This is a genomic window from Vibrio sinaloensis DSM 21326, from assembly GCF_000189275.1.
GTDB lineage: Bacteria > Pseudomonadota > Gammaproteobacteria > Enterobacterales > Vibrionaceae > Vibrio > Vibrio sinaloensis.
Genome location: NZ_AEVT01000093.1, coordinates 90,723 through 116,430 on the forward strand (window position 1 = coordinate 90,723; position 25,708 = coordinate 116,430).

The window sequence follows — 25,708 nt, forward strand, 5'->3', positions numbered from 1 at the left end:
GGTTTTCTCTATGAAATTTTAAAGTCGAGATCCTAGCACTTCACGAACCTAAATACATGAGATAACGCGTGATTCTGTGCAGGCAATCAAGCGGAGATTAGCGGCGCTTTGGGTTTGCTATGCCATAGATTGCGTGATCCAAAATGCGGTCGGCCACTTTTTCTCTATTGGTGATAATACCTTCTAAGGTCATTCCTACACGTTCTGCTACGGCACGACTAGCGGTGTTGTCTTTAGCTGCCGCGAGCTGTACTTTCTCCATTCCTAGTTCATTAAACGCCATATCGATCAGTGTGGTCACCACTCGGGCCATGATCCCCTTACCTTGGTGTGCTTGAGAAAGCCAATAACCGACTTCCGCAGTCAATGTGTCGTAATTAATCGTGTTGAAGCTGCAGTTTCCGACAATCTCACCTTTATACACAATGGCGCATGTCATTGATTTACCGTCGGCGTAGTCGTGCAGAGATTTTTGGATAAAGAGTTTAAAGTCTTGCTCAGACTGACAATGAGGCGGCCAAGCTAACCATTGCGATAAATAATCCAGCTGCTGGGAAACCAACTCCGTGTATCTGGTGGCAAATGACTCTTGAATCAGAGCAAGTTTTAGCTCCTCGTCGATGGTTTTGGTAAACATAATTCCCTCTATGAGTCTGGTTTGATAACTTGAATGTAACAAACAAAGACTGGTACGACCATAACTACTTCAAATAATTGGCTTTTTGTGTGGCACGAAATTATTGCGTTACGTTACGTAAATCACAAATATGTAAATAGCCGTTATCTTGGTGTGGTTTTTATCTACCACTTTAGTTTACCCTTTCGCTCACAAAAATAATGATTAAAAACGTTGGTGCGGAAATATATGGAAGTGTCACTTGATAACGTGAGCGTAGACTTACGTCAGGTGTTGTTTGAAATGGCGAGTGCATTGGATGCGGTAGGTGTGGATGATATTCATCATGGTCACCGTGTCGCTTACATTGCTTACCGATGTGCTCAGCGCATGGGCTGGGGGGAAGAAAGAGCACAGATAGCGTTTTCGCTCGGCTTAATTCACGATTGCGGGGTCACTCAATCAGAAGAGCGAGCGGCACTGTTTGCTGAAATGGCGCCTCAAGATACGTTGAATCATTGCCTCAAAGGCTATCAATTACTCAAAGCCTGTCAGCCATTATCAGTATTAGCGATGCCTATTTTGCATCACCATACTTGGTGGTGCGAGCTGAATACTTTGCCGGAAGTTTCAGAAGAAGATAAGCAGTTTGCTGCGTTGATCTTTATGTCAGACCGAGTGGACTATCTGCACGCGAATTACTGCCCTGACAGTTACGGGAATGTCACTCATAAAAGCCGCAAAGTCATCAGCCAAGAACTGTTAGCCAATACAGGAATCATGTTCGAGCCCAATCAGGTCCAGCATATGGTTGAGTTGCTTGATAGCGATGATTTTTGGTTCTCAATGGACTCGCGTTATATCGAGAGTTTAGCGAACCGGTTTGATGCGGTGCCGTTTTTTTCCACTCAACTTGCGTTGGAAGAGACGATTTCCGTCGCTGAGTTTTTTGCTCAGATTGTTGATGCAAAAAGCTCGTTCACCTTTGAACACTCACGCAATGTTGCCAAGCTGACCGAGTTTCTTGGCTTTCAGTTAGGCTACTCCGAGCGTTTTCAACGCATGCTCTACTTGGCGGGGTTAGTTCATGATATTGGCAAGCTTAAAACCCCGGTTGATATCCTGCATAAGCCAAGTTTGCTAACTGAAGAAGAATATGTGTGCATTCGTCGTCATGCGACAGATACTCGCCATGCGTTGATGAAAATGTTTCATTGTCAGGAAGTGATTGATTGGGCATCCAACCATCATGAGCGGTTAGATGGTAGCGGCTATCCGCTAGGCAAGATGGCTGATGAGCTTGATCAACCCAGTCGAATAGTCGCAATTGCGGACGTATTTCAAGCTTTGACGCAATCTCGTCCCTATCGAGAAGGCGTGCCTCTGAGCGAGGCGATGAAGATTATCTCAGAGCTGGTGGAAGACAATAAACTCGACCAAACGGTTTTTCGCTGCTTACAACACTATGATCATAAGTGTTATGCCTTGTCTATCGGTGAGAGCAACTATGAAACAGCCAGCGCGTGATGCGCTGGCTGTGATTGACATTATTCAGCAAGAATCGCTTGTTTAAAGCGCTGTTTGGTTTCGGCATCCGCCTTGTCATACCAAAAGTGCAGCATCTGCTCTGCAGTGTTGTCTCCTTTGAGATCTTTTTGCGGCATCGTGGCTGGTAAGGTAACCGGTACGGCGGCGCTGCCGACAGCGGCGACACCATTTCCACGATTGTATTCTGCGATTTCAAGCTTGTAGTTACGTCCAATCTGCATGCCTTCTTTTGCCAATTGCTCTTGGCTGACAGCTACTGCATTTCCATTGCCATCAACCAATCCCCATTGGGCAGACTTGATGTTTTGTTTGGCTTCTCGGCTATTGCGATACTTTGGCAGTGAAAACGTCAACTCACTATCTTGGGCGGTAAACTTCGCAACGATAGGATCGCTTTCTAAGATGATGCGATCGTTACCTTGAGTGAAATAAGGCTTGTACAAGAACAGGATCTGGTTTTCACCATCGGGTAGCGTTAAGGTTTTCTCTGCGGAGAACAGCCCGCCCGATACCTCTGCTTTGTCTTGGTTAGCCAGCAAGACTTCGACCGTATCAGGGATGGAAATAGTGACATCAGCTGCGGCCATTCCACTTGCGAAAAGCGCGCTGAGTGCGACAAGAGATGCTTTCATTTTCATAATCAGTGCCATCTGAGTTGTTGAATCCTTACTTTGCCTAGGCGACCTACGCAATGCAATCTAATTGATAGCCTAAGCGCTACATTTTACCGAGCTCTGACTTTCATTACCCCCATAATTACCAATAGGCGATTGATAAAAATGCGTGACGTTTCACGGTAACCGAACCAGTATGACACTATATTGAAAGGACAGTTTTACCACCAACGATAAGGACAACGCTATGAATTGCATTTGGATGCACGACAGCCGCTACGTGTTGTCGTCATGGTATAACTTGGATTACTGCCTCTCACTACAAAGCAAAGAAACAGACTCGCTTTAACTTCCTTTGAGCGCCTCGCTCTGGTGCGCAAGCACACCAAAAAAATCAAACAACAATACTTCATGCAGAAACTCTGTAGGAAGCGATCTATATAAAGGAAATTAAAGATGAAACGTATTCCAGAACCTTTTCGCATCAAAATGGTTGAGCCAATCAAAATGACCACTTACCAAGACCGAGTGGAAGCGCTGAACGAAGCAGGGCTGAACCCGTTTTTGTTAAGAAGTGATGATGTCTATATTGATCTGCTGACAGACTCGGGTACCGGTGCGATGAGCGACAACCAATGGGCCGGGATCATGATGGGAGACGAATCCTACGCAGGGAGCCGCAATTACTACAACCTATGTAATGCGGTTGAACATTTCTTTGGTTATAAACTCACGGTTCCCGCGCACCAAGGTAGAGGGGCAGAACAAATCCTATTTCCGGCACTGATTGAACGTATGCGCAGCGTGCGCGGAGGTAGCGATCCTGTCTTTATCTCCAACTACCATTTTGATACGACAGCGGGCCACATCGAGCTTAATGGCGGTAAAGCGATAAATGTGGTTGACGAGCATGCATTTGACACCACGACGCCATACGATTGGAAAGGTAACTTTGATCTGCAAAAACTTGAGGCGACGATTGAAGAGCATGGGGCGAAAAATATCTGCGCCATTATTACTACGGTGACCTGTAATAGCTCCGGCGGTCAGCCTGTCTCAATGGCAAACATGCGAGCGGTGTACGAGATTGCGGTCAAAAATGATATTCCGGTTGTGATTGATTCGGCGCGTTACTGTGAAAATGCCTACTTTATTAAACAGCGTGAAGAGGGTTATCAAGATAAGTCGATTCTAGAGATCATCCGAGAAATGTACCAATACGGCGATATGCTAACGATGTCGGCGAAGAAAGACCCAATGGTTAATATTGGTGGCATGTGCTGTATTCGCGATCATAAAGAGTTGTTCCAAGCGGTTCAGACTCGTTGTGTCCCTATGGAAGGGTTTGTTACCTACGGTGGTATGGCTGGGCGCGACATGGAAGCGCTTGCCAGAGGATTATATGAAGGGGCAGATGAAGACTACCTCCACTATCGTATTAGCCAGGTACAGTATTTGGGTGAACGATTAAGAGAAGCGGGTATTCCAATTCAATATCCGACGGGGGGGCATGCGGTGTTTGTCGATGCGGCTAAGATCTTACCGCATATCCCTGCCGATGAGTTTCCTGCTCAAGTATTGTGTAACGCACTTTACTTAGAAGCGGGAGTTCGCGCGGTTGAGATTGGCTCACTTCTGCTAGGGCGCGACCCTGAGACTGGCGAGCAAAAAGCCTCTGAGCTTGAGTTGATGCGCTTAACCATCCCACGCCGCGTTTATACCAATGATCACATGGACTACATCGCCGATGCCATCATCGCGCTAAAAGAGAGTGCGCATGAGCTTAAAGGGCTGACATTCGATTACGAGCCACCGGTATTGCGACACTTTACTGCGAGGTTTAAATCCAAATAGTCGCCATCGCAATGAGTTCTGGCCTTCTGCACTGCCCCGCTGATTTTCAGTGGGGCAGTTTTCTATATTATTTCAATAAGAACATTTAGTTACTGATACTGGATTTTGTCTATAAGCATAAAGTTTCTGCTGCAACTGGATGAGTTTGTAAATTTTGACTCAGTCTCTGATTTGCAATGCAACAATTTGCTAACAACCATGTGAATTTTGACTTTGTCTCGTAAAGCACTTTTATTTTTTTCATCTAAAAAAAAGTCTCTTAAATACTGAAGAGGATGTTCTTCGTCTGTTGTAGAGGAACAGATTGAACTCTGAATTTAGAGTGAACTTCAAGGAATGAGAGAAATAGATATGAATCGTATTACTTTGTGTGCAGCGAGCATTGCGATGGCCATTTCTGGTGCATCGATGGCAGCACCGACCGCCCCAAGTGTCGACGTATATGGCTCCAACAACCTACAATTTTCTAAAATCGAACTCGCCATGGAAACCACCTCTGGCTACAACCAGATGGTGAAGTACAATGACGAAGCAAACATCACTGTTAAATTTAACCAGTGGAGTGGTGGAACCGGAGACACCTACAAAATCTTGTTCGATGGCGTAGAAGTCGCAACAGGGCCAATCTCTGGTAGCCAAACTGCGGCTAACTTCACCTATGGTCAAGGTGGTCGCTATCAAATGACGATAGAAGCGTGTGATGCGACGGGATGTAGCACCAGTGCTCCTGCAGAAATCGTCGTTGCGGACACGGATGGTTCGCACTTACCGCCTTTGACGATGAACGTCGATCCAAACAATAAATCTTACAACACGGACCCTAGCACGGTTGTCGGTACTTACTTCGTGGAATGGGGTATTTACGGCCGTAAGTACACAGTAGATAACATTCCAGCCGACAATCTGACTCACATTCTGTACGGCTTTATCCCTATCTGTGGTCCAAATGAATCGGTTAAGTCAGTGGGTGGCAATAGCTTTAATGCTCTGCAAACCGCTTGTCAGGGTGTGCCAGACTATGAAGTTGTCATCCATGACCCTTGGGCGGCATATCAGAAAAGTTTCCCTCAAGCAGGCCACGAGTACAGCTCTCCAATCAAGGGTAACTACGCAATGCTGATGGCATTGAAACAACGTAACCCAGATCTAAAGATTATCCCTTCTATTGGTGGTTGGACGCTTTCTGACCCATTCTATGATTTCGTTGATAAAACCAATCGTGACACTTTCGTTGCGTCAGTGAAGCGTTTCCTCAAAACTTGGAAATTCTATGACGGTGTAGATATTGACTGGGAATTCCCAGGTGGTGATGGCGCTGCGGCAGACAAAGGTGACCCAGTAAATGATGGCCCAGCTTACATTGCGTTGATGCAAGAGCTACGAGTGATGCTCGATGAGCTAGAGCTGGAAACAGGCCGTACTTATGAGCTGACTTCGGCAATTGGTGTGGGTCATGACAAGATTGAAGATGTGAACTACGGCGAAGCGATTCAGTACATGGATTACATCTTCGCGATGACTTACGACTTCTACGGTGCGTGGAACAATGTTGTCGGTCACCAAACGGCGCTCTACTGTGGCAGCTTTATGCGTCCGGGTCAGTGTGATGGCACAGGCGTTGACGAAACAGGCAAGCCATATGAAGGGCCTGCTTATACCGCCGATACGGGCATTCAATTGTTACTCGCGCAGGGCGTTCCTGCTAACAAGTTAGTGCTTGGTACTGCAATGTACGGCCGTGGCTGGGAAGGTGTCACGCCAGATACCTTAACGGATCCGAACGATCCAATGACAGGTAAAGCGACTGGCAAGCTAAGCGGCACGACAGAGCAAGGTGTTTGGGAAGATGGTGTAATCGACTACAAAGGCCTGAAAACCTACATGCTAGGGGACAATAAACAAGGTGTGAATGGCTTTGAGTACGGTTACGACGAGCAAGCTGAAGCACCATGGGTTTGGAACCGCACCACGGGGGAGTTGATTACTTTTGATGACGACCGCTCAGTGAAAGCAAAAGGCGCATATGCTCGCTCTCTTGGCTTAGCGGGTCTGTTCTCTTGGGAGATAGATGCAGATAACGGTGATATCCTAAATGCGATGCATGAAGGCCTAGCTGGTGGCACTCCAGCGAATCGCGCACCAACGGCGAGTGCTGGTGCAGACGTTACTGTAGTTGGCCCTGCAAGTGTTGTACTCGATGGCTCAGCCTCTAAAGATTCGGATGGTACGCTTGCGAGCTATCAGTGGACTCAGGTTTCAGGTGCGCCAGTTACGTTACAAGGTACCAACAGCGCAACAGCAAGCTTCGACGTAATAGAGGTGGCTCAAGCTGAAACGCTTGGCTTTAAGCTAACCGTGACTGATAACGAAGGTGCCAGCGCGTCAGATACGGTTGTTGTGACGGTGAATCCAAAAGACTTACCGCCAGTAAACCAAGCGCCTGTCGCGGCTGTATCTGCTCCTGCGAATGTGAACGCTGGAGACCTAGTTGTGGTTGACGCTTCGGCATCTTCTGATGCGGATAACGATACGCTTACATACACTTGGGACGTACCAGCAGGTCTAAGCGCAACAGTAGATGGTGCAACCGTCAGTTTCTTTGCAGCTGAGTACACGCAAGATACATCACTTGCCTTTACGGTCACAGTGAGCGATGGACAAGCCAATGCGTCAGCATCGACAACCGTAGTGGTTGCTAAGAAAACCACTGGTGGAGATGTTTGTAGCAACCTTTGGGACGCAAACACTGTATACACTGGTGGAAATCAAGCGTCTTGGGCCGGTAAGGTGTGGGAAGCGAAGTGGTGGACGAAAGGTGACGATCCAACCAAGTCTGGTGAGTGGGGCGTATGGAAAGAAGTTGGCCCAGCAAGTTGTTCAACTAACTAATCGCTTTTAACTTTAACCCTTTTGATCGTAAAGCCACTTGGTTCTGCCAGGTGGCTTTTTATATATCCAAAAGTACATAAATAGAAAGTTTAATTAGATGTGGTTATTTAGTACTAATCGCCATCATACGCTATGTTTTATGGAGTAAATTGCAATTTTCAGTTCGCGAATATCGACTTAACCATAGGCGGGAGGTAGTGGCTATGCTTGCATTCAGGCGCTCAGGACGACGCAAAGCGCAGCAAGGGTTAACACTCGTAGTTATGACGGTGAGTATGGCCGTTATCGTTGGAGTTGCTGCTCTTTCCATTGATGCCAACCACCTTATGGTCTCAAAAAATCGATTACAAAATGCGCTCGACACGGCTGCGCTTGCCGGAGCGACCGTAGCGAATCGTACTTATGAAGAGGACGATGCAAAAGAAGCCATTGTTGAAGCTTACAACAAAGTGACTTCTGCGGCGGGCAATGATGAGCTCGTGTTAGCAGCATCTGATGACGGTACCAGTCTTAAATCCTTGACGATAGAGTATTCGGACAACGCCAATTCTGGCTTTTCAAGTAATTTCCCTTCTTCTGCTGACTACATCTACGTCCGGCTACAAGTGTCTAACGTCGAGTTGAGCGAGTATTTAGCAGGATTACTTGGTTACAGCAAATCAATCAACTCTAGTACGGTTGCAGGACCGGTTTTTGCTGATCGCACGTCCAATATCTTGCCGATAGGCATGTGTGAAGGGGATCTCGCAGGAGACCCAGCTTATCCCGCTGGTTATGAAATAGGGACGACTTACGAAATTAAGTCAGGCAGTCAATCCGATGACCCTGACGGTTTAGGCGCGGGTAACTACCATTTGCTGGATGTAGGCAGCGGTAAATCAGCAGTGAGTGATGCCTTGGTTGGTAAGAATACGGTGGTGGTAACGGTTGATGAGTCTATTGATTCGGAGACGGGTAATGCTGTGGGGGCAACAGACAGCATCGATAGTCGTTTTGAAGGCAAGACTCTTGATGGCGTTTATTATCCGCCTGATCTTATTACTACCGAGCCCAGTCCTAATATCACAACGGATAACCTTGCCGAGCATAACGCTTCAACGGCTGATGATAAATTGACTTATAACAAGTATTTAGCTAATACAAAAGCTTGCCTTGATGACAAAGATTGTCTGTCAGGCGGCGGCGCTGCATGGCGCAGAGTTTTACCAGTACCGATTCTAGATTGTGACTCAGCATTTAAAGCTGGGGGTAAAATCGAGTTTAATGTTAACAGTATCGGCTGCTTTTTTATGACTCAACGTTATTCTTCATCACAAAGCAACGGTAAGCTTGGCCAACAAAGTATTTTTGGTGAGTTCATTAACCACTGCTCAGTAGTCGAAGGTGGGGCAACCGACACAGATACAGGCATTACGCGGATTGTTTTATTTAAAGACCCTAACACGGTAGGAGGGTCTTAATGAGAAGCAGAAAGCGTCAGCAAGGACTGGCCGCGGTCGAGTTGGTCATTGGGCTTCCCGTGATTATGTTGTTGCTTTTGTCTGTTACTGAGATCGCAAGAATGTTTGTCGATATGAATACGCTCACCAAGGCGGTGAGAGTGGGGGCACGCTATGCAATGACCCAGTCAGATGCAGCGGGCTGTGGACCAATAATGTTAGCGCAAAATGACGTCAAACAGCTGGTTGTTTATGGCACCCTGAATTCAGGCACAGAGCCTTTGCTCAGTTCATTAAGCACATCTGATATTAGCGTTGCATGTGAGAATAACCTCTTTGTAACGGTTTCTGCGAGCATTACTTTTAGCCCCGCGATAGGGGATAAGTTACCGGGCACTGAGTTGTCTTTAGCGGTCCCTTTAAATGCATCTAGCGTGATGAGGATCAATCAATGAAAAAGCGTTCCGGTATGGCGATCATTGAGTTCACCTTGATGTCATCTTTTTTGATGGTTCTGTTGATGTCTGTGTTGTCTGTGGGCTATTTGATCTTCTCTATGCAAGCCGTCAGTGAATCAGTGCGTGTTGCCGCGAGGCTCGCAGCGGTGTGCCAAATTGGCGATGATGGCGTGGCGACCTACGTGGCGAACAATAGTTATGCCGCATCATTGTTGGCAAAGAATATTGAAATCGAGTATTTAGATGCTGACAGCAATGTGCTCGCTACCCCTGATTCTGCAGAGGTATGGTTTGTCAGGGCACGAGCAAAAGACCTCAATTATCAACTCATGGCCATTCTATCTTTCCTTGGTGAAAATGGCGTGATGGACTTGTCGGGGTTTGAAATGACTATTCCAAGCGAGAGCCTAGGTCTCGTTCCTGAAGGCACCAATACCGATTGCTAGAGACTTCAACTAAGTCATAGCCCAACAGGGTTTGGTGGGCTAATTCGACTGTCAGGCTTTAGAGCGTCTTCTGAACCACCATGTGGTGGTCAACAGAGCGATAATCCACCAAGATAAACTACCTCCGCTGTAGTTGTTGCTGTAACTGACTTTGGCGATATTCTCTTCTTTAACTCTGATCTTAAACGTCTCAAGTTCGCTAGACAGGTTTACGACCATGTCTGAGACGGCTAGCTCGAAGCCTTGGTTAGAGTCTTCATAAAAGTTGTCCTCAACTCCCACTGCGGTCGACAGCGAGTCGACTTCGCTTACGCCAGGGGCTCTTAGCAGAAGTTGGCGGCTTTTGATATCAAACACCGCTGTATCGACAAAGGTTTGAGTATTGTTTTGATCGCCTGGGATCAGGTACAGACCAGCGATTGTCCAGTAAAGTAGTGATGCATGATTTTGTGTGTTACGAGCGATTTGATCGTATGAGACCAGCGCCATCACATCAACGTTGTAGATTCGCGATAGCTGATCCAAGTTATCGAAGCCACCGCCGCTTTTTAAGTAATGATCAGAGATTATCTCTATTCGATTCACATAACCGAGATCTGAAAACTCGCTTTTAACCTGAGTTAGGATGTCGTGCTTTTGCTTGGCACTGAGGTTAAGTTTTCCGTAGTTAGTATTGGGTACAAATGCGATACCAATGTTAAGTGGCAAGGTTAAATGAGGCGTTGCGGGTGTGTGAGTTTGATACTCCGTATCGTTTGGATAGAGGAAGTCAATCAAGCTGCTGGATGCGACTTCTTCTTTTTGGTGGAAAGCACTACAGCCGACTAGCAGGGTAGACATGAGCAAAAATGACAAAAGCTTTTTCATTGTGAATCCTTTCTTGTTCGCTGACTTACGCAGTCTATGCGGTTAAATGAATCACCAAAGCATTGATGACAGTTATCGATCTTAACGGATAAAATTTATTTTGAACAGTGTTTTTTATTTTATCGTTCGATGGTTAAACTGCATCGGATAAGTAGGTCACTGAGTGAAAAGGGGGATTACCCGTCGCAGATCGCCTGAATGGCTTCTTCAAGGGTGCGAAACTGTATTTTGGTTATACAGATCTGAGCCTTGGCAAACTCATGTTTTTGAATCAGATCCGTCACTTGCACAAGGTTGAGCGTGCTAGAAGAGGCAGAAAGTACCGTAACAGAGTGATTGCTTGAGCACAGCGGGTAAGTGGCGCCCATAGAGTCAATCAAGTAATCGCCTTGACCGACAATCAACGCTGCGCATTCTTGCTCAAAATGTTGCTCGGTTTTGAGCGCTATCAGCTCATCATCACCTTCGAGCTTTAGCAGACACGGCCATTGAATCATGTGCAAACCTTATTTAGACAATACGCTCGTGCATACTAGCACTTTTAGATAAAGTGATAAGAGGCCATACCTAACCCATACTGTTAGGTATGAGAGTCGATCAGTTTAACACTGGTCGGAAAAAGCTACGCTCGTAGCTGACAATACAATCCACTTCTTCGGCAAACTGTACCGCCTTGATGCATTCAGGATCTTCAAAAGATTTAAGTCGGTATTCTTCATAAGCGGTTAAACTTTCAAAGCTAAATAGCGCCAGAGCAATATTATTGGCACCTTCAGATGGAAGGTAATAGCCATTGTGCTGTCCGCCGAATTTCTCTACCAATGGGATCCACATACGCGCGTACTGCTCAAACTGCTTTACTTTTTTTGGATCTATCACGTATTTCACATAACAAGTGATCATTGGCTACTCTCCCTATATTGATACCAAATGGTCGAACCTATCATGCGGAATGTTTGTTCAATAATCAAATGATGATCAATGACTTATTAGAGTCAGTTTCTTTAATGGGAAAGCGCACTGTTGCTTTTTGCTAGATGAGTCCTTAGTTCGCTTTTTTGGCAATGATCAAACCAGAGTTTTGTTGCTTCGCTTCAGTGGGTATTGCACTAAATTGACCCAGTGAGCGCAAACTATGGGGCGGAACATGTAAGATGACCTCAAAGCCCGCGTTGAGCAACATGTCATGCCAAGTACTGCGATTGTGAAAACACACCGCGGAGCGAGCGTTACTGGTAATCAAGCGACGAATGGATGGATCTAAATTGCTCGACGCAACGTCACTGCCTAGCCATTCATTGGTCAGGTTATTCACCAAAATGCCTTCGTGGAAATTTTCAAACATGACCACTAAGCCGTTATCCGCGAGTTGGTCATAAGCCGTTCGCAACGCTTGCTGCTGTAGGAGAATGGTTTCGTAGTAGGTATTTGCGACAAAATGGTGTAGTACCCAGTTGAACTGAATGATGTCATAGTGCTGGTCGAAAGTGTGCTCCTCAAACAATGAACAGTGCAAGTGCTTCCGGTTATTAGGGCGATTGAGCTCAAGGACACCTTTGTCAGGTTCGATGAGAGTAACGTCGGCGCTGGGATACTTGGTCAACACTTTGTCAGCATATAAGCCTCTGCCTCCTCCAACTTCAAGCAGGTGAAAAGGCTTAGCCGTAGGGAAGAGCATATCGAGCTGCTTAGCTAGCTGGTTAAAGGTCTCGCCGTCAATATACTCGATGTCGCTTGACGAAGAGATCTCCGTCTTTGTTGAGTGAATAGTAGCATCCATAGCGCTTCTCCTGAGTTGAAACATTAGCTACTACATAATTTGTGCCAGTTCTTAACTGACTGATTGTTAAGCTTTTAACTTGAAATGGCTAATTGCTATTTGTTGCATTTTCAAAACGAAAAGCAAAATGAGATTGTGTAAGAGAGGGCAAAAGACCAAGGCGGCAGGATAGCTCGCCTTGGTTTTTACGGTTACTGACCGTCTATTGAGCGGCGTACTTTATGCGGGTTGGCTTGTTGCAGACTGCTCGGAAGTAGAGCGTCAGGTACTGATTGATAAGCGACTGGTCTTAACCAACGCTTAATCGCTTCAGCACCGACGGAGGTGCTGGCCGGCATAGTCGATGCCGGGTAAGGGCCGCCATGCACCATCGCATAACTGACTTCAACACCCGTTGGCCAGCCATTGAAGACAATTCTTCCTGCTACGTCTTCTAGGTCAATAAGCAAGTTTTGCGCGATAGGATGATCGGCTTCTTCGGCATGAATCGTCGCGGTTAAGCTACCTGCTAGCCCCGCACCTAGGCTCTGCATATCGTCGCTATCTTCACAAAGCACAATGATCGATTGAGGCCCGAAGATCTCCTCTTGCCACTGTGGATTGTTGCGCCACTCTTTGCTGGTGGTTTCAAACACCATAGCAGGAACGCCCTGCTGGCTGGTTGATTGAGTACGAGTCAACCCTGACTGCTGAGCGCGTATTTCACTCTGCTCTAAATAGGTGCGTTTTATCCCTGCGGTTAGCATAGTTTGACCCGGCTGCGAGCTTATTCCTTCACGAACTAAACGTAAAAACTCGTCGCTGGCCTTACTCTGCGTAACGAATACCACGGCGGGCTTGGTGCAGAATTGCCCGCAGCCCATGTTCATTGACATTAAGTACTCTTCTGCCAATAGCGCCGGGTTAGCTTCCATCTTGTGCGGCAGGACAAAGACCGGGTTCGATGCGCCTAGCTCACCAAAGAAAGGAATCGGCTCAGGTCTTTGTTGAGCTAAGTCGAACAGAGCTCGTCCACCATGAATGGAGCCAGTAAAACCGACCGCTTTAATTTTTGGATGAGTCACCAAGGCTTGGCCGAGTTCATGAGAGGTACCTTGCAGCAAAGTAAATATGGCTTGAGGTAATGCGTGGCTGTCGAGGGCCTTGGCAATACATTTTGCGACGATTTCGCTAGTCCCAGGGTGAGCAGGGTGGCCTTTAACTACCACAGGGCAACCGGCTGCGAGTGCAGAGGCGCTGTCACCGCCGGCGGTTGAAAAGGCCAGCGGAAAATTAGAGGCCCCAAACACTGCTACCGGACCTAGCGCGATATTTTGGCGGCGAATATCCGGTTTGGGTAAAGGTTGGCGATTTGGGTTCGCCGTATCGAATATGGCGTCTTGCCATAACCCGCCAATCGCCACATCTGCAAAAAGACGAAGCTGCGCAGTGGTTCGGCTTAATTCTCCGTTAAGTCGGGCGTTTGGCAGTGCAGATTCTAACTCTGCTCTTGCGACAATGGCTTCGCGTTCTTCTTCCAGGCAGTCAGCGATCGCATGCAATAGCTGACTGCGCTTAGACGGAGTGGTATGGCGAAACGATTTAGCCACTTCGCTTGCGGCATTCGCGGCTAAGTCGACTTGTTGGCTGCCATGCTCGGGGAACTGGCCGGGTAGAGGGCTTTCCGTTGCCGGGTTAATGGCAGCAAAGGTCGGGGAGATTTCCATGGGATGTCCTTGTGGTTTATTTTAATTCAAAGCCAAATGCGTATGGGTCTTCATCGTCAACCCAAATGGTGTTGTGTCCAGTAACCTGAGCCCAGCCTTCAATACTGGGTAGAATGGCGGCTTTACCATCGACTTCAGTTGTTCCTTCAATACGACCCGTAAACAAGCTGCCGATGATGCTCTCGTGGATAAAATCTTCGCCTTGCTTGAGTTTCCCTTTTGCGTGCCACTGCGCCATGCGCGCGCTGGTCCCTGTCCCGCAAGGAGAGCGGTCGAGTGCTTTTTCTCCATAAAAGACGGCGTTTTTTGCTGTTGCTTCCGCTTTGGTTGGAGTCCCAGTCCATAACACATGTGAAACGCCGCATACTGTTGGGTCATTAGGGTGGATGCATTCCACTGCATTTGAAACGGCTTCTCGAACTTTAGGGCTAAGCATAAGAATTTCGTCTGAGCTGTAATGTTCCAAACCGAGGTAATTCTCTTGCGGATCTACAATGACGTAATAGTTACCACCGTAAGAAACGTCAACCGTGATTTCACCAAGCCCTTCAACATTCACCGTCACGTCTTGATGAGCAAGATAGGCCGGGACGTTAAAGATCTTCACTGACGTCACTTTTTCGCCATTGCGTTGATAGTGCACTTCAATTTGACCTGCTGGTACGTCAAGGATCAAACGGCCTTCTTCTCTTGGCGTGATCAACCTGTGCTCCAGTGCTGAAGTAACAGTACCGATCGTGCCGTGGCCACACATAGGTAGGCAGCCACTGGTTTCAATAAATAGGATCGAGGCATCGGCGTTTTCACTACAAGGAGGAAGCACAACCGATCCAGACATCATGGCGTGGCCACGAGGCTCAAACATCAGCGCTTGTCGGATCCAGTCGTAATGTTCAAGAAAGAACTGACGTTTATCGCTCATGGTTGATCCTTGCAATGGCGGAACACCGCCTGCGACCAGACGAACTGGATTTCCACAGGTGTGCGCATCGATACAGAAGAAAGTCCCTTGTCTCATTTTTCGCTCCTTGAATAGGAAATTGGTTGAACTGTGTGAGTTGGATGTTATCGTGTTGTTAAGTATATTTTATACAATTTTGTTTTGGAAACGTGATAAGGAGCAGAAATAAATGGTCAAACATCAACCTAACAGTGGCCAAAAAATCGCAGTGATTGGTGGTGGGATTATTGGTTTGTCTATCGCCCTAAAGCTGCAATTAAGTGGTGAGCACGTGACCGTCATTGACAAGAAAGGGGCCGGAGAAGGGTGTTCGAAAGGGAATGCCGGACACTTTGCCACGGAACAAGTGTTTCCACTCGCCACACCGGGTTTGCTGCCGCAATTGCCAAAGATGATGTTATCGCCGTCTAGTCCTGTTTCCATTCGTTTTCAAGACATCCATAAGACCTTTTTTTGGATGTTCCGCTTCTTAGCCAAAGCGCGTCCATCGGCGACGCAACATGCGACGCGTGCGCTGACCGATTTAAACCAACAAGCTATGTCGAGTTGGTATCAGCTACTTGATTCGGTAGGGCTATCCCATTTGATTGTTATGGACGGCTCCTTGTTGACCTTTGAGAGTGATCGCTTATTCAAAGCTTATGGAGAAACGTTACTGGCGCTGGAGAGCCAAGGGGTACGTTACGAAATATGGGGGCAAAAGGTCATTCGTGAACGAGTACCGAATTTAGCGGAATCGGTAAAACATGGCGTATTCTTTCCTGAAACAGGTCATAGCCTAAACCCTTACCGGATGTGTCTTGAGCTTAAATCAGAGTTCGAAAGATTAGGCGGTAACTGGTGTGAAGAAGAGATTGAAAATATCGATGCCAGTTATCGCTCGGTTCGATTATCGACGCTTAAATCCACGTTCGATTTTGACTCTGTCGTGGTCGCGACCGGCGCTGAATCTGCCACTCTCGTTAAAAAGCTAACGGGAGTTAAAGTGCCCCTTCAGGCTGAGCGTGGTTATCATCTTATGGTCCCTGACCTTGCCAATAAACTGCCTTTTCCTATCAGTTCCGCTGATCGAAAATTCATCATGACGCCAATGAGCCATGGCCTTAGATTAGCCGGTACGGTGGAATATGCCGGGTTAGACTCTCCGGCTAACATGAAGCGAGCAGAGATGCTGAAATCGCTCGCGAAAGGCTTACTCAATGAGCAGTGTGATGTGGAAAAAAGTGGTGAGAGATGGATGGGGAATCGCCCTTCACTGCCCGATTCACTGCCCGTGATCGACCGTTTGTCGGAGGGGAAAGTACTGCTCGCGTTTGGCCATCAACATCTTGGTCTCACGCAGGCCGCTGTGACTGCGGATCTGATTTATCAACTGCACACTAAACAAAAAACCTCGCTCGATGTTGCGCCATTTTCACTGAGTCGATTTGGTTAAAAAATTTTAAAATTAAATATTGTATAAAATATACTTGTCGATTATGTTAATAAAAAGTTAATCAAGGATTGATGCCTAACAGCAGTAATCAGGCGTCCAAAAAATTCAGGGACAACCCTGATGAGATAACCAAAAAGGAGCACACACATGTCAAGAAAGACATTCACACCATTGGCACTTTTGATTTCTGGAATGCTGTTAGGGACATCAGGCGCTGTAAATGCTGAAGACAAGTTAACCGTGGTTTCATGGGGAGGAGCGTTTACCCATAGCCAAGTTGAGGCTTACCACAAACCATTCATTGCCGAAACGGGTGTTGAATTGGTATCTGAAGACTTCAGCGGCGGTCTTGCAGAGATTAAAGCTCAAGTAGAAGCAAACAAAGTGCGCTGGGATCTGGTGTCACTTGATAAGCCAGACATCGTTCGAGGTTGTGCAGAAGGCCTGCTGGAGCCTGTTGATCCGAGCATTCTGCCTGCAGGCAGTGATGGAACGCCAGCCACTGAAGATTTTATACCAGGTGCGATCCATGAGTGTGCGGTGAACACCATTGTGGTCTCAACAGTACTGACCATTAACGAAGAGGCGTTCAAAGGTAAACCTGTACCAACCAAGCTCACAGACTTGTTCGACCTCAATCAGTATCCGGGTCGCCGAGCGTTGCAAAAGATGCCTCAAGGTAACTTGGAATGGGCATTGATCGCCGACGGCGTGTCACCGGATAAGGTGTATGAAACTCTGGAAACGACAGAAGGCCGGGCGCGTGCATTTGCCAAGCTAGACACCATTAAACCTCAGGTCGTGTGGTGGACAACCGGTGCTCAGCCACCACAAATGTTAGCAGACAAAGAAGTCGTGATGGCGTCAGCATTTAATGGCCGTATCCACAGTGCAACAGAAGAAGAAGGCCAACCCTTTAAAATCATCTGGGATCACCAGTTGGGCTATATGAACGGCTGGGCGATTCCGAAAGGTAGCCCTAATACCAAGCTTGCGCTTGAGTTCATTAAGTTCTCCTCCGGTACTAAGCCACTTGCCGATCAAGCTAAGTACGTGGCTTACGGACCAACGCGAAAATCTTCTTCGGCGCAAATTAGCGATAAGATTCTGGCCAGCCTACCAACGGCACCCAACAACTTTAAGACGGCTTTCCTGATTGATGATGAATGGTGGTCTGACTACGCCGATGAGCTTAACGAAGAGTTTAATACTTGGTTGTTGAATTAACCCAATTGACAGAGGCGGCTTGCCGCCTCTTACAAGGAAACCGAAATGATTAACCTTGCTGCAGAGCAAATCGTAGAGTGCCTTTCGATGAAAGGTTTGATCGAATCAATGCGCGAAACCTATCAACAACAAGCGACGATACCTCAACGTCGAGTCATGCCTCTTGAGGAGGGAAACTATGATGCCTTTGCGTTGCTGCCGGCATGGAATGACTCGCTGATTACCGTCAAAGCGTTCACCTATTTTCCGCAAAATTATTTAGAAGGTCGAGACAGCCTAGCGTCTAAGATCCTAGCGTTTGATAGAGCGAACGGTACACCACTGGCGCTACTTGATGGCAAAGTGCTTACTTTCTGGCGAACAGCAGCGGCCTCTGCGTTGGCGGCTGATTACTTAGCCAATAAAAATGCGTCTACCTTGCTGATATGTGGGACGGGAAACCTGGCACCTTACATAGCATGGGCATACGCTGCCGTTAGGCCATTGGAAAAAGTACGCGTTTGGGGGCGCGATGTAAGCAAAGCGCGTGCAACGGTGGATGCGATAATCTCGGGTCGTGAATTCCAATCTCTACCTGAGTCGGAGCGCTATCAAGTAGAGGTAGTAGAGAGTGTGGATGACACCCTACCGCATGTGGATATGGTCAGTTGTGTTACGGGTGCAAGTGAGCCGCTATTTGATGGTGGGTGCCTAAATCCGGGCACACATGTTGATCTGATTGGTAATCATGACCAAGACAAAAGAGAGTGTGACTCTGCCTCTGTGTTACGTTCTTCGGTATTTGTCGATAGTCGCATTAATGTGTTGGCTGAAGCCGGTGATCTGTTGATACCGATTGCCAACGGTGAGTTCAGCCCGCAACAGATCCAAGCTGAACTTCCAGAGCTTTGCGCCAGTCAACACCAAGGTCGAAACTCAGAGCAACAAATCACCTTATACAAGTCAGTGGGCAGCGCGCTTGCAGATTTAGCTGCCGTGAGGTTCGTCCTCGATCAGCAGCAAACACAATAAGTTATGGGATAGTCCCAAAGTCGGATCGTCGTTATGACGTCTATTAAAATTGCATACAATATACAAATGGAAGGTAAAGAATGAAAGTAGATTGGAAAGGTGTGTACCCAGCGGTCAGTACTCAATTTCGCGCGGATCAAACGATCGATTTGGATGCGACCCAAACGGTAATCGATAATCAAATTAATGATGGGGTGAACGGCATCATCTGTTTGGGGACGGTTGGCGAGAACTGCGCACTTTACCCAGATGAAAAGCGTCAAGTGCTTGCGGCGGCTCAGGAAGTGGTTGCAGGACGTGTGCCTCTGATTGCAGGTACGGCGGAGTCCATCACCTCTGCGTCTATCCAATATATGCAGGATGCGCACAAGATTGGCATCGATGGTTGTATGGTAATGCCTGCTATGGTGTACCGCACTTCTGACAGTGAAACGGTTGATTACTACAAAACCTTGGCTGAGGCGACACCTGAGATGCCAATTATGATTTACAACAACCCAGTCTCTTACGGCGTGGATGTTAACTTAGACCTGATGGCTGAGCTGGCGGAGTGTCCAAGCATTGTGGCGGTGAAAGAATCAACCACAGATACCCGTCGTATCACTGAGCTGTACAACCGATTCGATGATCGTTTCACCGTGTTTAGTGGTGTAGATGATATCGCTCTGGAATCTTTGATGCTTGGTGCAACTGGCTGGATCTCAGGCCTGACGAATGCGTTCCCAGCAGAGTCCGTTGCGATTTATAAGCTGGCAAGCCAAGGCCGTTATGCCGAAGCGCTAGAAATTTACCGCTGGTTCTTGCCATTACTTCGCCTCGACACGATTCCGACTTTGGTGCAGTGCATCAAGCTTGCTGAGCAGGTGTGTGGTCGAGGAAGTGAGCAAGTGCGTGCACCGCGTCAAAACCTTAAGGGAGAGGAGCGTGCGCGTGTAATTGCTATGGTTGAACATGCCATCGCCACTCGTCCAGATTTAGCAAAATACAACTTATAACAGCTTGAGCACAGAACTTAAGTAAGGGCAGGGGAAACTCTGCCTTCAATCCTTTTATGTAAACGGCTTATTAAGGCGTTAAGCTCTTTACCTAGCTGGATTGTTTGACCAATTTGTCGAAAGGGATAATCAATGACTACACAACAGGACTACGTCAGCTTTCAGCACGTGCAAAAAACCTATGACGGGGAGAACTTAGTGGTGAAGGACTTTAATCTGGATATCAAGCCAGGTGAGTTCGTGACCATGCTAGGGCCTTCTGGGTCCGGAAAAACGACCTGCTTAATGATGCTTGCTGGGTTTGAAACGGCCACGGGCGGTGAGATCTATATAGATGGAACACCTGTGAACAACTTAGCCCCTCACAAGCGCGATATTGGAATGGTCTTCCAAAATTACGCGCTGTTTCCTCATATGACCATCGCCGAAAATTTAGCCTTTCCTCTGAAAGTTCGCAAAATGAGTGAACACTCTGTCGCCGAAAAAGTGGAAGCGGCATTGAAAATGGTGGAGTTAGAGCAGGTGGCAAATCGGTATCCTAAGCAGCTATCCGGTGGCCAGCAGCAGCGGGTCGCTTTGGCGCGAGCCTTGGTGTTCGAGCCTAAGTTAGTGCTCATGGATGAACCTCTGGGAGCATTGGATAAACAACTACGTGAACAAATGCAGCTTGAAATTAAACACCTACACGAAAAGCTTGGTATCACTATCTTGTATGTCACCCATGATCAGGATGAAGCGCTGACCATGTCGGATCGGATTGCGGTGTTCAATAATGGTGCGGTACAGCAGTTAGCGCCACCGACTGAGTTGTATGAGTCACCGAGTAATGCATTTGTTGCCCAGTTCATCGGCGAGAACAACCAGTTGGTTGGTGCGGTGAGCCAGCTCTCTCACTCGGAGTGTGTGGTTAAGGTGGGGTCTCATCAAATTTTAGCGAAACCGGTCAGAGTCTCAGCGCTTGGCGAGCAAACTTTGCTGTCGATCAGGCCAGAAAAAATCACTGTCGAGCCAACGCCAGAGAGTGTTGATAATCAAGTCACCGGCGTTTTAAAAGAACTGATTTATCACGGCGATCATCACCGCTTAGTGGTAGAGGTATCGGGCGTGGGAGAATTGGTGGTCAAGGTGACTAACGACAGTCGTTCAAACCAAGCGTTTTCTCTGGGAGGATTGATCACTTTGGGTTGGCGCAGCGAAGATTGCCACGCACTGGACTGCCCTAAAGTGCAGCAACCTGAGGAGGAAGCCGCATGAGTCGGGAACTCACAGAGTTATCATCGGTAAGTACGTTACAGAAAAAGCTCGCCAAGCCAAAAGGCGACCTTAAGTCACGTTTGCAACGCGCAGAGCGACAGAAACAGATCCGCTCCATTTTGCTTATTCTTCCTTTGGTCTGCTTCATCTGTATCACGTTCGCTTTTCCTATCGTGGAAATGCTCTATCGCAGTGTTGACAATCATGCCGTGCCAAAGGGTTTTCCTAACACCGCACAAGCGATGGAGCAGTGGGATTATCAGCAATTACCTAGCCTCGCGATTCAGCAACAATTCATGGTAGAACTTCGCGACCGCTATAAAGATAAAACCCTGCCTAAGCTGGCCAATCGGCTCAATATCGAAGTGTCTGGGATGCGTAGCCTAATGATGAAAACGGGTCGTAAGCTGGGTAAGTTGGAGCAATTACCAACCAGTGTGGAGCAGATACAAAAACTCGACAAGCGTTGGGCTAAACCGCAGTATTGGGCGGCGGTTAAAACACTCAGTTCCCCTTATACGCTCAGCTACTATTTAGCCGCACTCGATATGCGCTATGACGATCAAGGCAATATCAGCCAACAACCTGAGACACGCCAAGTCTACGTGGATCTGTTTAGCAAAACCTTCGCCATGTCTCTGGCGATTACCTTAATTTGCCTCGTGATGGCCTACCCAGTGGCGTACTTGTTGGCCAATTTACCAGACAAGCAAGCGAACTTGTTGTTGATTGTGGTTTTGCTGCCATTTTGGACATCACTGTTAGTCAGGACAACGTCGTGGATTGTGCTGCTGCAAAACCAAGGAGTGATCAATGACCTATTGATCTGGTCTGGCGTAACCACCGAGAGGCTGGCAATGGTGCACAACACCTTTGGTACCATCATAGCCATGGTACATATCCTGTTGCCGTTCATGATATTGCCGCTTTACAGTGTGATGAAAGGGATCAGTCCGAGCTATTTCCGCGCAGCGCGTTCATTGGGGGCGACACCGTCGGTGGCTTTTATCAAGGTGTACATGCCGCTGACCCTTCCGGGGATTGGCGCAGGTGCATTGTTGACCTTCATTCTTTCCATCGGCTTCTACATTACTCCTGCATTGGTCGGTGGCCGTAGCGGACAGATGATTTCGAATATGATCGCCTACCACATGCAAACCTCGCTCAATTGGGGGATGGCTGCGGCACTCGGCGGTCTGTTGCTGGCCGTGGTATTAGCGCTGTTTTACCTGTTTAACCGTGTAGTGGGTATCAACAATATCAAGGTAGGAGGATAACCATGGCACTACCAAGTTACTGCAACAAGCGTGAGCGTTTGGGTTACTTCGTCTACCTAACGTTTTGTACCTTAGTGTTCCTATTTTTGATTGCTCCAATCCTGATTATTGTACCGCTCTCATTTAATGCCACGCCTTATTTTACCTTTACCGAAGGCATGTTGAGCTTAGATCCCGAGGCGTATTCGATTCGTTGGTACAGCGACATGTTTGCCAACAGCCAATGGATGAGCGCGTTAAAAAACAGTACGTTAATTGCCTTGTGTGCGACAGTGGTTGCTACCGTTCTCGGCACATTAGCAGCGATGGGCTTAGCAGCCAATAATGTGCCGTTTCGCAATACCATTATGGCGTTTCTTATCTCACCCATGATCGTGCCTGTGATCATCTCCGCGGCGGCGATGTACTTCTTTTACACCCGCTTGGATTTGTCGCAAACCTTTGTCGGTATTGTGCTTGCGCATGCTGCTCTAGGTACGCCATTTGTAGTAATTACCGTGACGGCGACCTTAAGTGGATTTGATCACAGCTTAGTGCGTGCCGCGTATAGCTTAGGTGCGAATCCGATTTACGCGTTTCGCCACGTTACATTTCCTTTGATTCGACCAGGAATGATTTCAGGAGGCCTGTTTGCGTTTGGTACCTCATTTGATGAAGTGGTCGTCGCGCTGTTTATCACTGGGGTCGAGCAAAGAACGGTCCCAAGGCAGATGTGGTCGGGTATTCGTGAGCAGATCAGTCCGACGATTCTTGCCGTAGCCAGCTTGTTGATTCTGATGTCGGTTCTACTGTTGGTCACTCTGGAGCTACTTCGTAGACGTAATGCTCGTATCAGGGGGATCAGCGAATAGTTCATTTCCATTGGTGGGTAGGGTAAGACATGGGAAAGAAGAGTCTATAGTCAGCAGAGTTGTTTGTTGGGCTCTACTTTCCCTACTGTCCAGGCATTGTAGGCTTCATCTCCGGGTCTTACTGTTTCCAGCGCGCTTTGTATGTCATGTACAAGGCGCTTTTTTTACCAAGCTAAACGTTCACCGTCGTAGGTAATAAACTGTCCAGTGTCTTCGCGGGTTAACGATACCAACACCTTGAGCAGATCATTGGCCACACGCTCTGGTGTGAACAATTTTCCTGCTGGGACATTGGTTTGAAAAGGTTTCGATAGCGCGGTGTCGGTTGTTCCTGGGTGTAGGGCAACCACCACACTTTGCGGCATGACTCTAGACCACTCAATACTAATGCCTTTGATTGCCATATTCAGAGCCGCTTTTGAGGCTCGGTAGCTGTACCAACCACCGAGTTGATTATCACTAATGCTACCCACTTTGGCGGAAATGGTCGCAAGACAAGGGCGTACACTGCGTTTTAACACGGTTTGAAAATGTTTTGCTATCAGCAGGGTCGGCAGGCTATTAATGGCAACATTGTGGAGGAAAAACGCCGGATCAACCGAACTTAGGTTCTTTTCAGGCCCTTGACTCTCTGTGTGTAACATACCGACACAGTTAATGATCCAATCAAGGTGGTCAAAGCGTTGCGCCAGCTCAGCGACGCTCGACTCTTGGCTAACGTCGAGCTTGTACCAAGTGACCTCGTCGTTTGTCGTCTGAGGGACGTGCCGGTTATAAGTCGCGAATACCTTGGTTGGCGTGGAACGCTGGGACAAAGCTGCGACAATGGCTTGGCCAATGCCGCCGTTGCCTCCGATCACTAAGATATTCATTACAACTCCTCAATACGTGCTAAGTTCTGCTCGGCTGTGGTTAAGATGGCGTCTTGCACGGCAGGCGCCATGCGATCCCAATTTCGGTAAATCATGCCGATTCTTGGCAAGCGACCAATCGTGTTGCGGTTGCGGTGCATAAAGTGCCAGTAAAGGCTATTGAATGGGCACGATTGCGGCCCACTTTTCTGTTGAACTTTGTAAGCACATTGCTTGCAGTAATCGCTCATTCTGTTGATGTAGGCACCGCTAGCTGCATATGGCTTTGTCCCTACGATGCCGCCATCGGCAAACAGAGCCATACCACGAGTGTTGGGCATTTCGACCCATTCAATCGCATCAATATAAATGCCGAGATACCATGCATCGACCTCGTCAGGATTGGCGCCAATTAATAAGGCAAAGTTGCCCGTGACCATTAAACGTTGGATATGGTGAGCGTAGGCATAATCCAACGATTGATTAACCGCATGTTTGATGCAATTCATCTTTGTATTGCCGTTCCAAAAATAGCCGGGTAGTGCTCTGGTCGCCGAGAAATGGTTCAAGGTTTGGTAATTTGGCATGTTGGCCCAATAAACGGCGCGGATATACTCTCGCCAGCCAATGATTTGTCTGACAAAGCCTTCGATTTGGTCGAGAGAAATGCCTCCTTGCGAATGCTCAAAGCTCGCGAGTGCGGACTCTATCACTTCTTTTGGCGAAAGCAATTTACAGTTGAGAGCAAACGATATCCGACTGTGGTAGAGGCTCCAGTTGGCGGTATGATTGGCTGTCATCGCGTCTTGAAAAAAACCAAACTTAGGCAAACAGTGCTGGCAAAAATGGGCAAGGAGGTTTAGCGCTTGGCTTCGATTGAGCGGCCAGATGAGTGGATTGGTGCTGTGGCCCATATTGTTGATGTTATGTCGCTTTAGCCGTGCTTGAATCGCCGAGACTTCGTTGGCAAACAGCAAAGGATTAGGAATGTCTGCCAAGTCTTGTTCTTTGAATGCGTTGCGGTTGTTGGCGTCTAAGTTCCATTTTCCTCCGACGGGTTTATCTCCTTCCATTAGTATGTTGAAGCGCTTACGCATACGACGATAAAAGTGCTCCATGAGAATATGCTTGCCTTGTGGAAAAGCGTCTTCAATCTCATCAAACGGGAACAAAAAATGTTCGCTATCGATTTGGGTAATTTGAACGCGATCTAAATCCAGCTGTTGTAACTGCTGAGCAAGACGATACTCATCTGGTCGTTGATACTCAAAGGTAGTGATACTGTGTTGTTCGACCAGCGCGCAAATCAGGGTGTCGAGACTGGCAAAGTCACTGGTCTTGTCTAAGTCGAGATACTCGACTTGATGGCCATTGGTACGTAACTCATTTGCAAAGCTCTCCATAGCGGCGAAAAAGGCGCACTGCTTTTGCGCGTGGTGCTTAACGTACAGGGCTTCCTGATGAAGTTCGGCTATCACGTACAAAACCTCGTCGTTACAGTGAGAGTACCACGAGTGCTGTGAGTTGAGTTGGTCACCTAAAACGAGACGAAGAGTCGTGTATGGCATGAAAGAGTCCGGCGGTTTTTTTAATCAATACGCATGCCAACCAGTTTGCGATCATTTCGTC

The 25,708-nt window shown here is 47.6% G+C and carries 23 protein-coding genes; 13 read left to right on the top strand and 10 right to left on the bottom strand.

The features are described from left to right. Positions 1-97: 97 nt before the first annotated feature. Positions 98-637: a GNAT family N-acetyltransferase gene (locus tag RH45_RS16580; protein WP_008079267.1), complete on the bottom strand. Its 540-nt coding sequence runs from the start codon at positions 635-637 to the stop codon at positions 98-100. 228 nt (positions 638-865) lie between these two features. Here RH45_RS16580 and RH45_RS16585 point away from each other — a divergent pair, with 228 nt between their 5' ends. Beyond that, positions 866-2,143, top strand: coding sequence for an HD-GYP domain-containing protein (locus RH45_RS16585; protein ID WP_008079272.1), 1,278 nt, complete (start codon positions 866-868; stop codon positions 2,141-2,143). Positions 2,144-2,163: 20 nt separating this feature from the next. Here the strand turns inward: RH45_RS16585 and RH45_RS16590 are convergent, their stop codons facing one another. After that, positions 2,164-2,802, bottom strand: coding sequence for a DUF2057 family protein (locus RH45_RS16590; protein ID WP_039958851.1), 639 nt, complete (start codon positions 2,800-2,802; stop codon positions 2,164-2,166). Between the two features lie 432 nt (positions 2,803-3,234). Between RH45_RS16590 and RH45_RS16595 the strand changes: the two genes are divergently transcribed. From RH45_RS16595 to RH45_RS16615, 5 genes are all read left to right on the top strand, one after another. After that, a complete protein-coding gene (locus RH45_RS16595; RefSeq protein ID WP_008079276.1) occupies positions 3,235-4,632 on the top strand; it encodes a tryptophanase in 1,398 nt (465 codons plus the stop codon). A gap of 351 nt (positions 4,633-4,983) precedes the next feature. Beyond that, positions 4,984-7,521: a glycosyl hydrolase family 18 protein gene (locus RH45_RS16600; RefSeq protein ID WP_008079278.1), complete on the top strand. Its 2,538-nt coding sequence runs from the start codon at positions 4,984-4,986 to the stop codon at positions 7,519-7,521. A gap of 203 nt (positions 7,522-7,724) precedes the next feature. Beyond that, positions 7,725-8,981, top strand: coding sequence for a TadE/TadG family type IV pilus assembly protein (locus tag RH45_RS16605; RefSeq protein ID WP_008079281.1), 1,257 nt, complete (start codon positions 7,725-7,727; stop codon positions 8,979-8,981). Further along, on the top strand, positions 8,981-9,415 hold the full coding sequence (locus RH45_RS16610) for a TadE/TadG family type IV pilus assembly protein (RefSeq protein ID WP_008079283.1): 435 nt from the start codon (positions 8,981-8,983) through the stop codon (positions 9,413-9,415). Before RH45_RS16605 ends, RH45_RS16610 begins: the two co-directional genes overlap by 1 nt. Next, positions 9,412-9,864 (top strand): TadE/TadG family type IV pilus assembly protein, encoded by a 453-nt coding sequence (locus RH45_RS16615; RefSeq protein WP_008079284.1) that lies wholly within the window; start codon positions 9,412-9,414, stop codon positions 9,862-9,864. The genes RH45_RS16610 and RH45_RS16615 overlap by 4 nt, the downstream gene beginning before the upstream one ends. A gap of 51 nt (positions 9,865-9,915) precedes the next feature. Here RH45_RS16615 and rhlP read toward each other — a convergent pair whose 3' ends face one another. The 6 genes from rhlP to RH45_RS16645 form a co-directional block, all read right to left on the bottom strand. Continuing rightward, a complete protein-coding gene (gene rhlP, locus RH45_RS16620) occupies positions 9,916-10,731 on the bottom strand; it encodes a rhombotarget lipoprotein (RefSeq protein ID WP_008079285.1) in 816 nt (271 codons plus the stop codon). 176 nt (positions 10,732-10,907) lie between these two features. Next, entirely contained in the window at positions 10,908-11,228 is a 321-nt protein-coding gene (locus tag RH45_RS16625) for a DUF4144 family protein (RefSeq protein ID WP_008079286.1), read from the bottom strand. A 100-nt stretch (positions 11,229-11,328) separates the two neighbouring features. Further along, complete coding sequence (locus RH45_RS16630) at positions 11,329-11,634, bottom strand: NIPSNAP family protein (protein ID WP_008079287.1); 306 nt, start codon at positions 11,632-11,634, stop codon at positions 11,329-11,331. Between the two features lie 142 nt (positions 11,635-11,776). Next, a complete protein-coding gene (locus tag RH45_RS16635) occupies positions 11,777-12,511 on the bottom strand; it encodes a class I SAM-dependent methyltransferase (protein ID WP_008079288.1) in 735 nt (244 codons plus the stop codon). Positions 12,512-12,702: 191 nt separating this feature from the next. After that, positions 12,703-14,217, bottom strand: a complete 1,515-nt coding sequence (locus RH45_RS16640) for an aldehyde dehydrogenase (NADP(+)) (protein WP_008079289.1) — start codon at positions 14,215-14,217, stop codon at positions 12,703-12,705. Positions 14,218-14,233: 16 nt separating this feature from the next. Then, positions 14,234-15,235, bottom strand: coding sequence for a 4-hydroxyproline epimerase (locus RH45_RS16645; protein WP_008079290.1), 1,002 nt, complete (start codon positions 15,233-15,235; stop codon positions 14,234-14,236). 112 nt (positions 15,236-15,347) lie between these two features. Here RH45_RS16645 and RH45_RS16650 point away from each other — a divergent pair, with 112 nt between their 5' ends. The 7 genes from RH45_RS16650 (at position 15,348) to RH45_RS16680 (ending at position 23,228) form a co-directional block, all read left to right on the top strand. Beyond that, on the top strand, positions 15,348-16,613 hold the full coding sequence (locus RH45_RS16650; RefSeq protein ID WP_008079291.1) for an NAD(P)/FAD-dependent oxidoreductase: 1,266 nt from the start codon (positions 15,348-15,350) through the stop codon (positions 16,611-16,613). Positions 16,614-16,760: 147 nt separating this feature from the next. Then, positions 16,761-17,840, top strand: coding sequence for a polyamine ABC transporter substrate-binding protein (locus RH45_RS16655; RefSeq protein WP_008079292.1), 1,080 nt, complete (start codon positions 16,761-16,763; stop codon positions 17,838-17,840). A 45-nt stretch (positions 17,841-17,885) separates the two neighbouring features. After that, a complete protein-coding gene (gene lhpI / locus RH45_RS16660) occupies positions 17,886-18,851 on the top strand; it encodes a bifunctional Delta(1)-pyrroline-2-carboxylate/Delta(1)-piperideine-2-carboxylate reductase (protein WP_008079296.1) in 966 nt (321 codons plus the stop codon). 80 nt (positions 18,852-18,931) lie between these two features. Continuing rightward, positions 18,932-19,846 carry a dihydrodipicolinate synthase family protein gene (locus RH45_RS16665; protein ID WP_008079297.1) on the top strand — a complete coding sequence of 305 codons (915 nt, stop codon included), beginning with the start codon at positions 18,932-18,934 and terminating at the stop codon, positions 19,844-19,846. 132 nt (positions 19,847-19,978) lie between these two features. Next, positions 19,979-21,100 carry an ABC transporter ATP-binding protein gene (locus RH45_RS16670; RefSeq protein ID WP_008079298.1) on the top strand — a complete coding sequence of 374 codons (1,122 nt, stop codon included), beginning with the start codon at positions 19,979-19,981 and terminating at the stop codon, positions 21,098-21,100. Then, positions 21,097-22,377 carry an ABC transporter permease gene (locus tag RH45_RS16675; protein ID WP_008079299.1) on the top strand — a complete coding sequence of 427 codons (1,281 nt, stop codon included), beginning with the start codon at positions 21,097-21,099 and terminating at the stop codon, positions 22,375-22,377. Before RH45_RS16670 ends, RH45_RS16675 begins: the two co-directional genes overlap by 4 nt. A gap of 2 nt (positions 22,378-22,379) precedes the next feature. Further along, entirely contained in the window at positions 22,380-23,228 is an 849-nt protein-coding gene (locus tag RH45_RS16680; protein ID WP_008079300.1) for an ABC transporter permease, read from the top strand. 164 nt (positions 23,229-23,392) lie between these two features. Here the strand turns inward: RH45_RS16680 and RH45_RS16685 are convergent, their stop codons facing one another. Further along, entirely contained in the window at positions 23,393-24,100 is a 708-nt protein-coding gene (locus tag RH45_RS16685) for an SDR family oxidoreductase (protein WP_008079301.1), read from the bottom strand. After that, positions 24,100-25,647 carry a cryptochrome/photolyase family protein gene (locus RH45_RS16690; RefSeq protein WP_008079302.1) on the bottom strand — a complete coding sequence of 516 codons (1,548 nt, stop codon included), beginning with the start codon at positions 25,645-25,647 and terminating at the stop codon, positions 24,100-24,102. The genes RH45_RS16685 and RH45_RS16690 overlap by 1 nt, the downstream gene beginning before the upstream one ends. Positions 25,648-25,708: the final 61 nt, after the last annotated feature.

Bases quoted from the DNA above. Each gene is read 5' to 3' on its own strand.
- RH45_RS16580 (WP_008079267.1), bottom strand. From the start codon at position 637: ATGTTTACCAAAACCATCGACGAGGAGCTAAAACTTGCTCTGATTCAA.
- RH45_RS16585 (WP_008079272.1), top strand. From the start codon at position 866: ATGGAAGTGTCACTTGATAACGTGAGCGTAGACTTACGTCAGGTGTTG.
- RH45_RS16590 (WP_039958851.1), bottom strand. From the start codon at position 2,802: ATGAAAATGAAAGCATCTCTTGTCGCACTCAGCGCGCTTTTCGCAAGT.
- RH45_RS16595 (WP_008079276.1), top strand. From the start codon at position 3,235: ATGAAACGTATTCCAGAACCTTTTCGCATCAAAATGGTTGAGCCAATC.
- RH45_RS16600 (WP_008079278.1), top strand. From the start codon at position 4,984: ATGAATCGTATTACTTTGTGTGCAGCGAGCATTGCGATGGCCATTTCT.
- RH45_RS16605 (WP_008079281.1), top strand. From the start codon at position 7,725: ATGCTTGCATTCAGGCGCTCAGGACGACGCAAAGCGCAGCAAGGGTTA.
- RH45_RS16610 (WP_008079283.1), top strand. From the start codon at position 8,981: ATGAGAAGCAGAAAGCGTCAGCAAGGACTGGCCGCGGTCGAGTTGGTC.
- RH45_RS16615 (WP_008079284.1), top strand. From the start codon at position 9,412: ATGAAAAAGCGTTCCGGTATGGCGATCATTGAGTTCACCTTGATGTCA.
- rhlP (WP_008079285.1), bottom strand. From the start codon at position 10,731: ATGAAAAAGCTTTTGTCATTTTTGCTCATGTCTACCCTGCTAGTCGGC.
- RH45_RS16625 (WP_008079286.1), bottom strand. From the start codon at position 11,228: ATGATTCAATGGCCGTGTCTGCTAAAGCTCGAAGGTGATGATGAGCTG.
- RH45_RS16630 (WP_008079287.1), bottom strand. From the start codon at position 11,634: ATGATCACTTGTTATGTGAAATACGTGATAGATCCAAAAAAAGTAAAG.
- RH45_RS16635 (WP_008079288.1), bottom strand. From the start codon at position 12,511: ATGGATGCTACTATTCACTCAACAAAGACGGAGATCTCTTCGTCAAGC.
- RH45_RS16640 (WP_008079289.1), bottom strand. From the start codon at position 14,217: ATGGAAATCTCCCCGACCTTTGCTGCCATTAACCCGGCAACGGAAAGC.
- RH45_RS16645 (WP_008079290.1), bottom strand. From the start codon at position 15,235: ATGAGACAAGGGACTTTCTTCTGTATCGATGCGCACACCTGTGGAAAT.
- RH45_RS16650 (WP_008079291.1), top strand. From the start codon at position 15,348: ATGGTCAAACATCAACCTAACAGTGGCCAAAAAATCGCAGTGATTGGT.
- RH45_RS16655 (WP_008079292.1), top strand. From the start codon at position 16,761: ATGTCAAGAAAGACATTCACACCATTGGCACTTTTGATTTCTGGAATG.
- lhpI (WP_008079296.1), top strand. From the start codon at position 17,886: ATGATTAACCTTGCTGCAGAGCAAATCGTAGAGTGCCTTTCGATGAAA.
- RH45_RS16665 (WP_008079297.1), top strand. From the start codon at position 18,932: ATGAAAGTAGATTGGAAAGGTGTGTACCCAGCGGTCAGTACTCAATTT.
- RH45_RS16670 (WP_008079298.1), top strand. From the start codon at position 19,979: ATGACTACACAACAGGACTACGTCAGCTTTCAGCACGTGCAAAAAACC.
- RH45_RS16675 (WP_008079299.1), top strand. From the start codon at position 21,097: ATGAGTCGGGAACTCACAGAGTTATCATCGGTAAGTACGTTACAGAAA.
- RH45_RS16680 (WP_008079300.1), top strand. From the start codon at position 22,380: ATGGCACTACCAAGTTACTGCAACAAGCGTGAGCGTTTGGGTTACTTC.
- RH45_RS16685 (WP_008079301.1), bottom strand. From the start codon at position 24,100: ATGAATATCTTAGTGATCGGAGGCAACGGCGGCATTGGCCAAGCCATT.
- RH45_RS16690 (WP_008079302.1), bottom strand. From the start codon at position 25,647: ATGCCATACACGACTCTTCGTCTCGTTTTAGGTGACCAACTCAACTCA.